This window comes from Paenibacillus sp. JCM 10914, from assembly GCF_001315105.1.
GTDB lineage: Bacteria > Bacillota > Bacilli > Paenibacillales > Paenibacillaceae > Paenibacillus_AQ.
In genome coordinates this window covers 12,866-28,806 of the sequence record NZ_BAZR01000018.1, presented here as the reverse complement: position 1 = coordinate 28,806, position 15,941 = coordinate 12,866, and the positions used below count along the sequence as shown (strand labels likewise).

13 protein-coding genes and 1 pseudogene are annotated in these 15,941 nt (G+C 41.1%); 11 read left to right on the top strand and 3 right to left on the bottom strand.

Going from position 1 to position 15,941, the window contains the following annotated elements; translation table 11 throughout:
• Window positions 1–49: 49 nt before the first annotated feature.
• From JCM10914_RS18225 to JCM10914_RS18215, 3 genes are read left to right on the top strand one after another with little or no spacing between them, the layout of a single operon-like run.
• Window positions 50–736 (top strand): response regulator transcription factor, encoded by a 687-nt coding sequence (locus JCM10914_RS18225; protein WP_023963570.1) that lies wholly within the window; start codon window positions 50–52, stop codon window positions 734–736.
• Window positions 733–1,629 (top strand): histidine kinase dimerization/phospho-acceptor domain-containing protein, encoded by an 897-nt coding sequence (locus JCM10914_RS18220; RefSeq protein ID WP_023963569.1) that lies wholly within the window; start codon window positions 733–735, stop codon window positions 1,627–1,629. Before JCM10914_RS18225 ends, JCM10914_RS18220 begins: the two co-directional genes overlap by 4 nt.
• Before the next feature lie 20 nt (window positions 1,630–1,649).
• Window positions 1,650–1,871: a cell wall metabolism sensor histidine kinase WalK gene (locus JCM10914_RS18215; protein WP_023963568.1), complete on the top strand. Its 222-nt coding sequence runs from the start codon at window positions 1,650–1,652 to the stop codon at window positions 1,869–1,871.
• Window positions 1,872–2,153: 282 nt separating this feature from the next.
• On the opposite strand, the gene JCM10914_RS18210 is transcribed toward JCM10914_RS18215, so the two are convergent.
• Entirely contained in the window at window positions 2,154–2,936 is a 783-nt protein-coding gene (locus JCM10914_RS18210; protein ID WP_081739835.1) for a MurR/RpiR family transcriptional regulator, read from the bottom strand.
• A gap of 265 nt (window positions 2,937–3,201) precedes the next feature.
• Between JCM10914_RS18210 and JCM10914_RS18205 the strand changes: the two are divergent.
• From JCM10914_RS18205 to JCM10914_RS18190, 4 genes and pseudogenes are all read left to right on the top strand, one after another.
• A pseudogene (locus tag JCM10914_RS18205) lies at window positions 3,202–3,986 on the top strand (SDR family NAD(P)-dependent oxidoreductase).
• A gap of 34 nt (window positions 3,987–4,020) precedes the next feature.
• The gene (locus JCM10914_RS18200) at window positions 4,021–5,502 is read left to right on the top strand and encodes an FAD-binding oxidoreductase (RefSeq protein WP_023963564.1); all 1,482 of its coding nucleotides are present in this window, start codon (window positions 4,021–4,023) and stop codon (window positions 5,500–5,502) included.
• Between the two features lie 10 nt (window positions 5,503–5,512).
• Complete coding sequence (locus JCM10914_RS18195; protein WP_036718960.1) at window positions 5,513–6,943, top strand: FGGY-family carbohydrate kinase; 1,431 nt, start codon at window positions 5,513–5,515, stop codon at window positions 6,941–6,943.
• Between the two features lie 14 nt (window positions 6,944–6,957).
• Window positions 6,958–8,010, top strand: coding sequence for an MFS transporter (locus JCM10914_RS18190; protein WP_023963562.1), 1,053 nt, complete (start codon window positions 6,958–6,960; stop codon window positions 8,008–8,010).
• A 477-nt stretch (window positions 8,011–8,487) separates the two neighbouring features.
• On the opposite strand, the gene JCM10914_RS18185 is transcribed toward JCM10914_RS18190, so the two are convergent.
• Window positions 8,488–8,823 carry a helix-turn-helix domain-containing protein gene (locus JCM10914_RS18185; RefSeq protein WP_036718891.1) on the bottom strand — a complete coding sequence of 112 codons (336 nt, stop codon included), beginning with the start codon at window positions 8,821–8,823 and terminating at the stop codon, window positions 8,488–8,490.
• 428 nt (window positions 8,824–9,251) lie between these two features.
• On the opposite strand from JCM10914_RS18185, the gene JCM10914_RS18170 reads away from it, so the two are divergent.
• From JCM10914_RS18170 to JCM10914_RS18160, 3 genes are all read left to right on the top strand, one after another.
• Window positions 9,252–11,738: a cadherin-like beta sandwich domain-containing protein gene (locus JCM10914_RS18170; protein WP_023963560.1), complete on the top strand. Its 2,487-nt coding sequence runs from the start codon at window positions 9,252–9,254 to the stop codon at window positions 11,736–11,738.
• A gap of 135 nt (window positions 11,739–11,873) precedes the next feature.
• The gene (locus JCM10914_RS18165; protein ID WP_023963559.1) at window positions 11,874–12,725 is read left to right on the top strand and encodes an AraC family transcriptional regulator; all 852 of its coding nucleotides are present in this window, start codon (window positions 11,874–11,876) and stop codon (window positions 12,723–12,725) included.
• Window positions 12,726–12,739: 14 nt separating this feature from the next.
• Entirely contained in the window at window positions 12,740–13,135 is a 396-nt protein-coding gene (locus JCM10914_RS18160; protein WP_023963558.1) for a VOC family protein, read from the top strand.
• A 445-nt stretch (window positions 13,136–13,580) separates the two neighbouring features.
• Here the strand turns inward: JCM10914_RS18160 and JCM10914_RS18155 are convergent, their stop codons facing one another.
• A complete protein-coding gene (locus tag JCM10914_RS18155) occupies window positions 13,581–14,312 on the bottom strand; it encodes an AraC family transcriptional regulator (protein ID WP_231638701.1) in 732 nt (243 codons plus the stop codon).
• Between the two features lie 304 nt (window positions 14,313–14,616).
• Here JCM10914_RS18155 and JCM10914_RS18150 point away from each other — a divergent pair, with 304 nt between their 5' ends.
• Window positions 14,617–15,918, top strand: coding sequence for an MATE family efflux transporter (locus JCM10914_RS18150; protein ID WP_023963555.1), 1,302 nt, complete (start codon window positions 14,617–14,619; stop codon window positions 15,916–15,918).
• Window positions 15,919–15,941: the final 23 nt, after the last annotated feature.

Genomic DNA, 15,941 nt, shown 5'->3' with positions numbered 1-15,941 from the left:
AGAGGCGGGCATTCCATGCCCGCCTCTTGATTAAAGAAACGGAGGCGTTATGAAGATTCTGCTTGTGGAAGATGAAGAGGAACTATCAGAAATCATGGACCGCGGGCTTCGTAAAAGCGGCTATGCTGTCGATAAAGCATACGATGGAGAAGAAGCTCTAAGCTACTATAGCGTTAACGCATATGATGTGATTATCCTCGATCTGAATTTACCCGAAATCGATGGTTTAAAGGTGTTGAAATACATTAGGGAAAAGGACAAGGAAACCAAAATATTGATTTTATCGGCACGAAATGCCATAGAGGATCGAGTTATAGGGCTGGATATGGGAGCCAATGACTATTTGTCAAAACCGTTTGACTTCTTGGAATTGCAGGCAAGATTACGAAACTTGTTACGCATGACTTATATTCATCACGGGAACGAACTAACCTGTGGCGGACTTCAATTAAATATGGCTACGAAAATGGTTTCCTTTCATGATGCAAAACTGCCTCTTACCAAAAAGGAATATGCCATTTTAGAATATATGATGCTTCATAAAGGACAAGTGATCAGCACGGAACGGCTGTTAAACCACACGAGTGATAGCGATACAGACTTATTTCCGGATACGCTTAAGTATCACATTCATTCCATTAAAAAGAAACTAGCGAATGCTCAGCCTCGGTGTACCCAAGAGCTCATAAGAAATGTCCGCGGCATGGGGTATAAGATTGAGGAGGATAAGGAATGAAATTCGCAAGCACAATATCCTTAAGAATGCGTATCACATTGCTTGCAGGAGCAATATTAATACTTTGTTCGGTTATCCTGACATTAGCCGCATCCTATAATGCACGCACGCAATTTATTAATTTTGAGACAGCCCAACCTGGAATCGCATCTCCTCATCCAGTTCAAATTGTCGAAGGAAGAAGTCTACAGCTAGATCCGGTTCGAGAACCAACACTTACTCCAGCAGTTACCAAAGCCAAAAGCAATTTTGATATAACCAATATGATTATCCTGGTGATTGTATCCATACTCGGTATGTTTATGGTATATATCGTCGCAGGGAAATCGTTACGTCCCATTCATGAATTGAGCGATACGATTTCCACCATCACTGAGGATGATTTACAGAAGCGCGTTCCGAACGAACAACGAACCGACGAGGTTGGTGTGCTTGGGCATTCCTTTAACATCATGCTCGATCGCATCGAAAAATCGTTCTTGAGACAAAAACGATTCTCAGCGAATGTTGCCCATGAGCTAAAGACCCCATTAGCCACCATTCATGCAGGAATACAGGTGCTTCGCTTGGAGGAAGAACCGACCCTATCCCATTACGAAGAGACACTTGCGACGACAGAACGAAATGTGAAGCGGCTGATGGCGGTAGTAGATGATCTGCTGAACCTTTATGACGAGCAGGAGGGATTGGAAACCACTTCCATTCACTTGCAGCAGATGTTCGAATCCATATGCAGTGAGCTTCATCCCCAACTTCAAGAGGGACAGATTAGAACTGAACTCCATTGCGAGCTCCGGACTGTGAGAGGCAATCAAATCTTATTATACAGGGCATTCTTCAATCTGCTGGAAAATGCGGCGAAATACAATAAGAAGGGGGGACCATCCGCATAGAAACCAAAGTGGAGCAAGGAGTGGGCCAGATCATCATCTCCGACACAGGAAATGGCATTCCTTCGGATGAGTTGCAGCAGATTTTTGAACCATTTTATCGGGTGAATAAATCGCGTTCCCGCAAAACGGGCGGTGTTGGACTCGGTTTATCCATTGTAAAGACGATCATTGAGAAACACGGGTGGAAAATTTCAGCCGACAGTACATGGGGAGAAGGCTCGTCCTTCACCATAACCCTCTAACATGACCGATTTGAAGTTCACGAAGGACGCGGCCGAACGTCAGGCGGCGTTTTTATGTACAACAAATCGAAAGCGTTTGCAAACAACACAATCATTCAAATAAACCAATCGAATAATCGTGGAATTCTACCAGAAGTCATTTGTGAATAAACACTTTGTTCCGCAGGAAACAGGTGCTTATTCACATCGCTTTGAACAGTATGATCTGGCCAGAAATCAAACGACTATGTGGTTGAACAAATACAATCTGGGATGCGGCAGCTTTGCACCTTATGTATGGTTTCAGTCCTCAGTTTCAGCCTTTCGTTCTGCCATTAATCTAGTAATAACCTCCTCTATAAAAATAAAGAAGACAGTCCGAGTTTTTTCAAAAGGTAATAAGTGATTGCTTTGATTATATTTCGTTAAATAAAATATGTTATCAATCTCTAAAGCTAAAGAGTTGTCATACTCTTCTAAGATTAGCATTATTTCAGTTCCGTATGGCTTTACTGAATTGAACAAATCGTTAAAAGAAGCAAACTTTCCGGTTACTGAAAAAACGATTAGCAGGGTGTCTTTATCAACTAAATTTTTGGTATACGTCTCACTTTGTGATACATAAATACTTTTTTCCGAAACCAGAGCGAGCTTATATGAGAAATATTCTGCGCAAATAAATGATGGTCCTAGTCCGTACAGAACAATTTTATTGTATTTATTGTAAATCTTCAAAAAATTATCGATCAAAGCAGGATTGAAGTTTTCTATAATTTTAAGAAGTCGTTCAAGCTCCGTTGACTTTTTCATACTTGTTGGAACAATTTGCTGTCCTCCAAAATGCTGTTTATACTGTTTGAAATTTTCGAACCCTAACTTTCTTACAAATTTCGATATTTGGGATGGAGAAACATTACCTAAATGAGCGGCTTCCAATATTCTAAGATTGTTATTTTGTTTAAGTATTTCAGTAATTTTGTTATGAACAGAAAGCTCCAGTTGACTCAATTTGTTTATATTTATATTTAACATATGTCCTTCTTTCCAAATATTCAAAATTAAGATGATGGTCGTTTTCAGTTCCATCTTATATTACAAATTTTAAAGTAGCAGCCATGATTGTCAAGTGAGTAGACAGCTTTTCTTTACTTATATAAGCGATGGATTTTATGCAATTCCCTTACCCTTTACGCCATATTATTACCATATATTTTCATATCAAACCTCATTATGATGTGAAATTTTCTTTATAATAGCATTAAATATTATTTTATAAGAAAATTTCATTGATTCTATTTTTCTTATGTGATAATCTGAGTGAGAAATCAAACGACGATAGGTAGGTGTGAACTTGAAGAATGAGATTAAAGATTTCTCGCTGAATTTTTTTAGCCTAAAAGGAAAGGCGGCAGTTATTACAGGAGGAAATTCAGGACTCGGGCAAGGCTTTGCGCTGGCACTTGCGAAAGCAGGAGCAGATATCTTTGCAGTTAGTATTGCTGATGATCACGATGAAACTAGAACAATGATTGAAGCAGAGGGAGTTAAGTACCATCTTATGATTGCAGATATTACGCAAGATGGTGTCTGCAACGAAGTTGTGGAAGCGTGTATTCGAACCTTTGGAAAAATAGATATTCTCATGAATAACGCCGGTATTGGTATTAATGAACCAGATGTAACGAAGTTACAAGAACTCAATGGGATAAAATGATTGCGCTTAATTTAACAGCTTGTTTTGAATTATCGCATGAGGCAGCTAAGTATATGATTCCACAAAATAGCGGAAAAATTATTAATACCTGTTCTTTGTTCTCTTACCTTGGGGGACAATGGTCACCGGCATACGCTGCAAGTAAGCACGGATTGGCCGGGTTTACCAAAGCCTACTGCGATGAATTAGCTCAATTTAATATACAAGTGAATGGTGTTGCTCCTGGATATTTTGCTACTGAACTTACAACGGCGACAAGATCAAACGATGTAGCTAATCAACGTATTTTAGATCATATTCCTGCCAATAGATGGGGAAACATTTTGGACTTAATGGGTACGGTCGTTTTCCTAGCTTCAGATGCTTCAAACTATGTAAATGGCACTTTAGTAAATGTTGATGGCGGATACTTGGTGAGATAAGACAAAAGAGTTAGACAAAGGAGAATGAGATACTATGAATAAAGAACAGTTACTACAAGCGTTGGAGTCTATCATTCCAGTTGAGCAAATCAATACAAATGATGAAGCCCTTTATGATGCAGCTGCAGATCGTTATAAAAAATATGCAAAAGCTAAAAAAGTGCTGGACGTTCCGATTCCACTAGCGATTGTATATCCTTACTCAACAGAAGAGGTGAAAGCACTTCTGATGTTCTGTAATGAGCATCACATTAATGTTATTCCTAGAAGTGGAAAAACAGCTACAGAAGGCGGGCTTGAAAACTGGAAAGATCAAACTTTAGTCATTGATGGATCGAAAATGAATCATATTATTAAAATTGATCCTTATAATATGCAAGCAACGGTACAAGCGGGTGTAGTCCTGCAAACGTTAGAGGATGAGCTTCGTAAAATGGGTTATACTACCGGTCACTCTCCACAGTCCAAACCGGTGGCACAATATGGCGGATTATTAGCAACTAGAAGTATTGGCCAGTTTTCAACTTTGTACGGCGCTATTGAAGATATGGTTATAGGCTTAGAATGTGTATTTCCTAACGGACACATTTCCAGAATAAAAAATGTTCCAAGAAGAGCTGGCGGGCCAGATATTAGGCATATTGCCATTGGTAATGAAGGTACGCTGTGCTATATAACCGAAGTTACCGTCAAAATCTTCAAATATTATCCTGAGAACAATGGTTTCCATGGGTATCTAATAAAAGATATTGATACGGGTATCCATATTTTGAGAGAAGTGATGGTAAACGGATTTAGACCTTCGGTTGCTCGCGTCTATTCTGAAGAAGATGCAAGACAGCACTTTGCGCATTTCTATAAAGATAAGTGTGTTTTAATTTTCATGTCAGAAGGACCACAGAGCATTGTAAAAGCAACTGTAGAGGGAATTGAAGAAGCTGTTTCTAAATTCAAAGATCATGTAATTGAAAAAGTGGAAGACCGCCTCATTGAAAATTGGTTTAATCAATTGAATTGGACGCAACAAAGCATTGATAATGAATTCCAGGAAATGATGGATCACAGCAAACATGATGGATTCACAACAGAAGTATCTGCAGACTGGGAAAACATTATTAAGATTTACCACAATGTTATGAATAGAGTGAGAAATGAGTTTGATCGAATGGAAGACATCACTATGCTTGGCGGACACTCCTCCCATAGCTATATTAATGGAACAAATATGTATTTTGTATACAACTATAATATTAACTGTGCGCCTGAAGATGAGCTGAGAGTTTATCATCACCCCATTCATACTATTATTATCGAGGAAACATTAAAGCTCGGCGGCTCCATGTGCCATCATCATGGCATTGGTAAGTATCGTACACAGTGGACGGAAGATGAGCATGGTTCAGCTTACTATATGTTAGAAAAACTAAAAGAAGCATTTGATCCTAACGGCATTATGAATTTCGGTACCATTTTCCCTCAAGAGGAAGGTATGAAATTCATTAAAGGAAGAGACTGAGGTGATTTTTGTGAGTAGATATGTAATGGGAATTGATAATGGCTCACAAAGTACCAAAGTGGCTATTTATGATTTGGATGGAAATGAAGTTGCTTTTGGTTCGTATAAGTTAAAAGAAATTGAATCTCCTGAGCCAGGCGCAGCCTTACATCCTGATGATGATTTATGGGACAGCGTGTACGGAGGAATCAAAAATTGTCTGGCCAATTTTACAGGAGATCCTAAACTTATTGTTGGCATTGGTTTATGTACCATAAGATGTTGTCGTGTTTTATTAAATGAAAAGGGCCATCTAGCTTATCCCGTGATAAGCTGGATGGACTCTAGACTAAATCATCCTTATGTACATACAGATGATCAAGTCAAATATGTAACGACAACTTCTGGATATCTCGGTTTTAGACTGACAGGTGAATTTAAGGATACCGCTGCAAACTATGAGGTTCATTGGCCATTAGACCGCGAAACATTAGATTGGTTCAATGACGATGAAATCATGAAAGCAAACGGGTTGAAACGAGAGATGCTATTTGATCTCGTAAAACCGGGGGATAAGCTGGGATCCTTGCGCCCAGAACTGGCTTCTGAATTTGGTTTGAAGGATGATATACCTGTCATAGCGACAGCCAATGATAAGGCCGTTGAGGTTCTGGGCTCCGGAATTAAGGACGAGGGATCCATTATGATTTCACTTGGAACCCTTATTTCCTCTATGCTGTATAGAAATGATTACTTCGAAGGTGCTCGTCATTTTTTCCCCACACTCGCATGCATTCCATTTAAATATGTCTATGAATCAAACGGAATACGACGCGGGATGTGGACTGTAAGTTGGTTTAAAAAGCTAATTGGCGAAGAGCTTGTAACTCATGCCGAGGAAATGGGTGTGTCGGAAGAGGAATATTTGAACGTTAGAGCAGAAGATGTGCCTGTAGGCAGTGATGGACTGATTACCATTCTCGACTGGCTGCCTTCATCATCTTTTCCATATCGAAAAGGGATGATGATAGGTTTTGATCAACGCCATACAAAATACCATATTTACCGTTCAATATTGGAAGCGATTGCATTCAATATCAAAAATAATATCGATGAGATGTTAGAGGAAGTAAAGGTCGAGTTACATGATGTCGTTGTCATAGGCGGTGGCTCTAGGAGCGATTTGCTTATGCAAATTATAGCTGATCTATTTGGTTTACCCGTCCATAGACGTAAAGGCAGCAGCAGTGCATGTCTAGGAGCTGCTATATGTGTGAGCCAATATTTATCCGTTGATACAAGTTTTGATGAGGCAGCAAGTAAAATGGTTAAAACCGAACGCACATTTATGCCTGATGCAAAAAATCACGAATTTTATAATCAAATAAATCATCATATCGTGAAAAATGTGAGAATGCATACCGATGAAATTTTGAAACAAACCTATCCACTCTTCAAATAGAAGGGAGTTGTAATATGGAGACTAAAAGTTTCAGTAGATACTTTCAATTTTTTCTGATTATTTTGGCAGCAGGATCCATTTATCCTTTGATTTATTTAAAAACCAATTATCAAGAAACGATCTTGGAAGTTTTCGATATATCTCTTGCAGACTTAAACGGTATATTTTCGGCTTTGGGTGTTGCTTTTATTTTAGGATATTTTCCAAGCGGTTGGCTGGCAGACAGGTTCTCCTCTAAAAAGCTAATATTCATATCACTTTTGGTTTGTGGACTTACTGGGATTTGGTTTGCACAGGTACCTAGCTATCCAATAGTGATTGTTATCTTTACAATTTGGGGACTTTTCTCCGTATTCACTTTTTGGTCAGCACATTTAAAACTGGTTAAGCTTATTTCAAAAAAAGAAGAAGAGGGACGTTTTTTTGGTGCATTAGATGGAGGTAAAGGCATTGTTGAGGCTATTTTGGCTAGCATAGCCATATTCATTTTTTCGAGTATATTGGGTACTAGTTCCGAATATGTTCATAAAAAAGAAGCACTGCAAGCTGTAGTTTATATGTACTCAGCTGTGCTTATATTGGTCTCCATCCTATTTTTAATTTTTGTTAAAGAAGATAAATCGTCTATTAGACAAGCAGCATCTGCATCTAATCCAAAGAACAAAACGAAATTTGATATTAAAATATTCAAAAAAATATTCAATAATAAATTTGTATGGTTGCTAGGCGGCATCATATTTACGTCCTATATTGTGGCATGGTCTGTTTATTATTTAGGCGGATTTTTGCAAACGAATATCAAAATTAATGCAGCTACAGTAGGTCAAGTGACCGTTATTATGCTTTGGATGCGCCCAATTGGTGGGTTTTTGGGGGGATTTCTGGGGGATAAGTTTGGCAAGAGCAACATCTTAATAGCGGCTTGGGATGTCCACCATTCTTCTATTTGCGGTAGCGCTTTCACCTATTACTTTACCTCATATGTATTATTATATTCTGATCGTCACTACGGGTTTAATGGTTTATATCATCAGAGGTCTGTATTGGTCATTGCTAGGGGATTGTAATATAAAAGAAGAAGTTTTAGGTCTTTCGATTGGATTTATATCTTTCTTGGGCTATTTGCCAGATATTCTAATACCCGTTGTCAATATCTACTTCTTTAACACATACGGAGATCATGGTGGCTATAATGCTTATTTTATTTTCTGTGCATTGGCAAGCGTAGCTGCGATCATGATTACCGTAATCTTTAAATTAAATGTGAAGAAAAGAAATAAACGTATGATTGGAACAGCTGAATTCAATATTACAGGTTAAAAGTATCTTTACTATAAACGCTCACGTCATTAGATGGTGATAAAGTTACCGTCAATGACTTGAGCGTTTGTACTTATCTTAATCGTCTGCTTGAAGAAGCAGGATTTGTTATGTTGACCCGTTAGAAGCTGTGCGGGAATAGAGGCAAAGGTAACATCTACTAATGGGTATTAAGCTCAGAAGTGGTCCATCTATGCCAAAAAGGGAACTACGGCATTCCCATGCTATTGGTCTCCATCATGATTGTCCCGTTTGAAGTGCTCTTGTCCCCAACTTGAAAGTGAGCTCATAACTGGAATAAGTGTCTTGCCGTAATCACTAAGAAAATATTCCACTTTTGGTGGGACTTGCGGATATACTGTTCTGTTGATGACTCCGTCATCCTCCATCTCCCGAAGTTGTTGGGTGAGTGTTTTTCGTGTTATTTGAGGCAATGCTCTCTGTAACTCTCCGAAGCGCTTTGTTTGGCCGGTAAGGTGCCGAAAGATATACGGCTTCCACTTTCCGCTGATTACGGCCAAAGCCTCTGCGACAGGACAGTAACGCATTTCTTCGTCCATACTCTCACCTCCTGATTGTATTCCATTTAGTTACTATGTTCCCCCCAAAGTACGTTCTTGAGAGATACTGCTATTAAAATTATAATTCAAGTCAAACGCGTTGACCATATTAGACAAGGGAGAGAATTCAAACTCCTCAGCGAGAAAATGCTTTAGCCGCTTAAGCGTGATAGGTATAATAGAATAAGCAATGTTAGAAGGGTAGGTTTGGGTATGATAACAAGCGGGAAAATAGAATTACGCAGAAGGATATTAGCGGGATTACTTGTTGTTTGCTTAGCATGTGGGTGGCTTCCGGCAGCCGCAGAGGGGAGCGGTTATGGCCCGGTTGGACCAGACATTGAGATCACAAGTTATAACAATTGGCCCACCGGGTTTAATTGGAGCTATTCGCTCTTTTCGGAAGCGTTATATGCTGATGGATACATATGGATGATTCCTCAAGAAACCAACCAAGTGGTCAGAATGAACCTGAGACAGGGGAGATGCAGGGCTACGATATTTGGGCAGATGGGTATTCCCCACCAAATAATTTTAGAAATGGTCAATTCTCAGGCGGGGTATATGATGGTCAGAACTTATGGCTAATTCCGGCTATTGCTGATCATGTACTTAAGATTGATACGCGTACTGGTGATTTAACGAGGTTTAATAATTGGCCTAATGACTTTAATAGGGGTAGTGGATTCGCAGCTTTTAATGGTGGTATATATGATGGCAGATATGTCTGGATGGCTCCATCTAATGCTAATCAAGTTGTTAGGTTTGACACACAAGACGAGTCTATGGAAGGGTATTCAGATTGGCCTGAAGGATTTCAATTGGAAGCAAATGCTTTCTCGGGAGCTGTATATCATGATGGTTCTATATGGTTTATTCCTTCTCGAGTAGATCAAGTGCTTAAAATCGATACAGGAACAAAAGAAATGACTACATATCAGAATTGGCCTAGTGGATTTTCTAGGGGGGGGTATGCCTTCAATGGAGGACTTTTTGATGGTGAAAATATTTGGATGGTTCCTTATAGTGCAAATCAAATCATAAAAATGAATGCAGAAACAGGGGAAATGACAGGATATACAAATTTGCGGGATGAATATACTCATATGTACCAAGCAGCATTCGACGGTCAGAATCTTTGGGCTAAACCTTCTGGTACAACCCAATTCTATAAAATAGATACGAGTACTGGTGAAATGAGAGGCTTTGACTTACCGAGCCAATATAATGGTACTTATCTAGCAGCATATGACGATTTGAATGTGTGGCTGATCCCTACTAACACTCAACAGGTGATTCGTTTGTCAAGTGTTCCCATCATGAATCCGCCAAGGGTGGAGCAAAACGAAGTGCACTTATCTTGGGAGCCCGTGAATGGGGCTACCGGCTATACGCTTACCCAAAGCTTAAACCCCTTAGCGGGTGGAGTAGATATTGCAACCGTTACTGGCTCTGTATATACCGTCACAAACCAACCGGAAGAAGTTACCCATTACTACACAGTCAGAGCTAATTACCCTGGAAGGGAGAGTATTCCTTCGAATGAAGTAAGTGCAACGGTGCTCCCTTATAATACAATTTTAAGTGGTTTAACTCTATCATCTGGAGAGCTCAGACCAGCGTTCTCAGCGGAAACAACTAGCTATACGGCCAATGTCAGTAGCGGAACTAGCAGTATCATGCTAACCCCTACTGTTATGGATGCACGCTCTGTGATCACGATTAATGGTGAAATCGTAGACAGTGGTTCTCCATTTGGTCCAGTTCCATTACGGACAGGGAATAATGCAATAGAAATTGAAGTAACGGCACAAAATGGAGTTTCAAAAATCTATACGATTACTGTGGTAAGGCAGTCAGCACCAATCATTGAAGAACCTATCATTGATACAGGCGGTGGTGAGGACTCTAAAGTGCCGACACCACCTGTCAGCAAGTTGTTCATTGACCTTAATGGTAAAAAGATACCCCTGAGCTCTATCGATCTTTCCATGCCGGAAGTAACACTTGAAGCGGATCCCAGAGATAACATCGTCTACGCGACTATACCAGATAGAGTATTAACGGCAATACAGGCTAAAAATGAGGAGTTCACGATTGAAATAAAAGCTCCTTATGGAAGCTACCATATTCCCGTTCATTTATCTTCATTTATTCCGAAGCTTGGAGATATTCTTACTACAAATAAGCTGAGTCATGAGGATATGGGTTTTAGGATCACTTTAACGGATAAATCCAGCCAACCAGCATTCGAAGAAGAATTTAACAAGAAGTGGCCAAACAGCCACGTACTAGGAAGCATTGTAGAATATAAGATCGAAATTATTCATATGAACACGGACCAAACGATAGCCGTTGTGGATAAGATCGATGAGCCTCTGATTAGACAAATCCCTCTACGACAGCAAGAAGGAGACTCCTCCATTTTCTGGGGGGCATTCAGCTATGATGAGAGAACGAAAACGATAGAATTTGTTCCTGCCCGTAAGGTTAAAGATGCCGAAGGCTGGATTGTGGAGATCGCGTCCTCAAATAATGAGCTGAACATCATCGCTGAGAACAACGTACTCTTCGATGACATGGTCGGTCATTGGGGAGAGGATTCCGTTCGCCTTGCTGCAGCTAAAGGTCTGGTTCATGGTATTGGCGCGAATCAATTTGCACCAAGTCAAGCTGTAACAAAGAAGGATTTCATCGCTATGTTATTTAGAGCGCTCGGCAAAGAATACGCAAAGCATGATGAAGGATCGAATCAGCCACTTACTAGACAGGAAATGGCAGGGCTACTGTTTGAAGAAGTAGAGTGGGGAGATGCTCATGCTCCAGATATGGGAAAAAACAATGCCACTGGCTTGCAACATTATGAGGATAGAAGCAATGTGAATTCAAGCTATGCCGATAGTGTTGACGCATGATACGAAAAGAGATCATGATTGGAATGAGTGCAACCAGGTTTGAGCCTGAACGGGAAGTGACGCGTGTGCAGGCAGTAACAGCGATTCTTAGAACCCTTAAAACCTTAGGATGGATCTGAGCGAGGGGGGCACGATATGATTTACCTAACCCATCTTCCTTGCTCGGCGCGTATCAAACCATATGTCCAACTATTATGGTACATCGCGCAAGATGAGAATGAGGCGGCGGCTGCATCACCACGAATGATACCGGATGGGCTTTATCATTTGGTGATTAATCTTGGCGATGCCCACAGCTACCTGGATAGGGAGGGTAACCTCGTCTCCAGCAAACGAACCCATGTCAATGCACATCAGTCGGACTACGTGGATATTGCCAGGTCAGGCCAGGTGGAGATGTTGGGCGTCATGTTTCGGCCGCTCGGATTTTCTGCGCTGTTGAGGAATCCGGTTCATGAGATTACCGGAGGGATCAGGAATATGGATGAGCTGTTGGGACCGCAGGTGTTAGAGCTAGGGGAGAGGCTAGTGGATGCAGAGAGTATCTCAGCCAAGTTCCGCACACTGGAAGGATGGCTTATCAACATGCTCCAGCCGGAGCCGACCTTTCGCCCGGAAACCGAGGCTGCCGCAGCATTTATCATTGGGCATCATGGTTTGGTCCCTGTACGGCAGGTAGCGGAGCAAGTGCAGATGACTGAACGCACTTTGGAGCGCGCATTCAAGGCAGGTCTCGGCGTCACACCCAAGCAGTTTGCAGATATTCAGCGCATGCAGTTCGTGCTACAACAGATGGAGCTTCGGCACGAGCGGATGCTGCACTATGCGTTGCAGGCCGGCTTTTATGATCAGGCGCACTTCATCCATCGCTTTAAGCGGATGGTTGGAATGACGCCGTCGGATTATTTTCGCGAGAAGAATCTGTTGTCGGATTTATACAATACGCGAGCAAGCACGGCGGTTACACTGGAAGAAATCCATAGATGATAGGAGAGACGAAGATGATGAAACACATCGGACACATTACGTTGCTGGTGAGAGACTACGATGAAGCGATTGCTTTTTACACGGAGAAGGCAGGGTTTGCGCTGTTGGCGGACAATGCATTCGGCGGCGGCATGCGGTGGGTTGCGGTTGCTCCTTCCAAAGAGAGCCAGACGGGGATTGTTTTTGTTAAGGCAGACACGACTGAAAAGGAATCGCGAGTCGGCAGCCAAGTAGCGGATCATGTCAGTCTGGTCATTGAGACAGACGACTGCAGACGAGATTATGAACAGATGAGAGCGAAAGGTGTGATTTTCCATGGCGAGCCGAGCGAAGTTCCTTGGGGCATAGAAGTTGTATTCGAGGATTTGTATGGCAATCGGCTTGATCTGTTGCAGCACAATGGTGTTTAGCTTTATATTGAATACCATCATTCAGAAATACATCAACGGCAACGATAGCGGGTGGGATAATAGTACAGCGCTATGATGGATTGAAGAACGAAATTCATTTTTGAGCACTCTTTATAGGGTGCTTTTTTCTTTTGATCTCAAGACACACGCACATTTTACCGTAAATAGGCTTAATGACTACCCTAGGACCTCTGGTGTACATAGAATGTACCTAATAACAAAAAGGAGGAATTATCATGAGTCATGTTAGTCATTGTCATCGTCCATCGCCTGTAGGTACCGTCCTCGTATTATTTATTCTCTTGGTTATTATCTTGGGAACTTTTTGGATTTAACTAAGCTACTGAATGATGCGTTCATTGATTAAATGGATTTACCATCAGGGGGACGGCAACTGCTCGTCCCCGCTTTCAATTAAGTTCATTGTACATAGCAACATAACGTTCTAAACTTGAGTGCTATTTTGAAGGAGTTGCTTGCGGTAAGCCTGTGGAGTCAGCCCTGTTTCTTTGCGAAAAGTCAGCGTGAAATAACTTGCGCTTTGAAAGCCGCAGGCTATCGCAATTTCACTAATGGATCGTTTGGTTTCTGTTAACAACTCGCGGCTTTTTTGAATTCGGTATCGAGTTAAGTAAGAATTTGGCGTTTGTCCTACATATTCCTTAAAGAACTGGAAGCATCTGCTCCGGCATACAGCGCCTGCGGTTGCGATATCATCGAGGGTGATTTTGAATTCATAGTTCTGATGAATAAACGCGGTCATCTTCCAAATGTTCGTCCATATTTGATCGCGGTTATATTGTTCAGCTTTTTCCGATAGATGATCGCCCATAATTGCACACAGAGCTGTAGCTTGTGAAAGAAGACGAAGCGGGTTTTGTTTTGAGGCAGAGTGCATCTCATCGTACAGATTTTTTATCGCAATCAATACTTCTTGCTGCCAGACCATTTGATCGGTAAGTAATACATAATCATCCTTGTTTGACCCGAATTTGTTATCCCAATACTGTATTGCAAGTGAAGCTCTATTACTAAGAAGCTCAGGATGAATAACGATGACAATGAAAGTGCAATCCTTCATGTCTTCGGAATAACCAAAATGTAAACGATTGCTATTCACAAAAATTCCATTGCCTTTATTAAGAATCACAGTATCTCCGTTTATAAAAAAATTCATTGATCCATCAAGAACCATAATAAATTCAAGATCAGGGTGACGATGGCAGCTGCGGTGTAATTGTGAAATTGGCTCAAATGTCCCTTACGAACATAAAGGGGAAAGCCGGAATAATTGTAATTTACCTGTTCAGATAGATCAGAAAACAATTGAAGTCCATTATTCATATAACTCGCCTTTCTCAATGATGTACGATTCTTATATTATAATAGTCAATTTTTATAGATAGAACAATATTTGTTAACTATATTTATATTAAAGTGATCTTTTATTATATAGCGGAAAGTAAGAAGGGAGTTGTGAAATGCTGAAAAATGCACGGGAGGTGACAGCGTCAAATCGGACTTTCAACAAAGAGTTAATTTCTTTGGTCATTCCCATTGCTTTGCAGAATTTGATCTCGGCTTTGGTTGTTTCCGTAGATGTTGTCATGCTGGGGCTTATCAGTCAGTCAGCGATGTCAGCCGTATCACTGGCAGGTCAAATTACATTTATGTTGACCTTGTTTTATATGGGGCTGGCAACAGGCGCAAGCATTCTTACGGCGCAGTATTGGGGGAAACGGGATGTACGGACGATACAGCGCGTGCTAAGTCTTGCCTGCATATTTTCTTTCTTTATATCCATACTCTTTTTTGCTTTCTCCGTTTTGAACCCGGAACTGCTGATGCGATTTTTTACAAATGATGTAGAACTCATACAGTACGGTGCAAGATTCCTTCAAGCGCTTTCTTTTTCATACCTTGCAATGGGCCTTTCCCAAATGTACTTTAGCGTAATAAGAAGCATGGAAAATGCCCGTTTAAGCGCATGGATCAGTTCGGTGTGCTTGATTTTGAATATTTTGTTTAATGCACTCTGCATATTTGTCTTTTTTCCCGGGAACCCGGAACAGGCCATCACGGCGGTTGCGATTGCGACGGTTTGTGCGCGTTTAATCGAACTCGGTTGTTGCGTGGTTCATTCTATTACGCGGGGTCAGGTGCGTTTTCAACTGCCACTACGGGATAGCGTTCAGCTCAATTTGCTAAAAGATTTCTTGAAGTATACGATGCCTGTCTTGGGCAATTTTATCGTATGGGGGGGTGCTTTGACTGCATCAGCAGCCATTATCGGACATGTAAGCGTGGATATGGTTGCAGCTAACTCTGTTGCCGCAGTGGTAAAAAACTTAGCGATTGTACTGTGCGGAGGCATCGCTACCGGAGGGGCCGTGCTGGTCGGTAAATATTTAGGGAATGGCGAAATGGAGAAAGCTAAACAAGCAGGCAATCGAATAACGGTATACGCATTAATTTTCGGCACGCTGGCAGGCATTACGATTTTGCTGATAAAGCCGCTAGTCTTCTCCGTTGTGAATTTAAATGCAGATGCCCAAAGTTATCTTGATGGGATGCTTTTAATTTGCGCTTATTATTGCATTGCCAAGTCCATAAATGCCGCTACCATCGCGGGCATATTTCCTGCTGGAGGAGATTCCAAGTTCGGATTCTGGTGCGATACTGTTGTCATGTGGGGCATTATCTTGCCGCTGAGTTATCTCTGCGCTTTTGTCTGGCGTATACCGCCAATATTATTGTATGCCGTTATTAGCTGGATGAGCTGATTAAACTGCCTCTGGCGTTTATC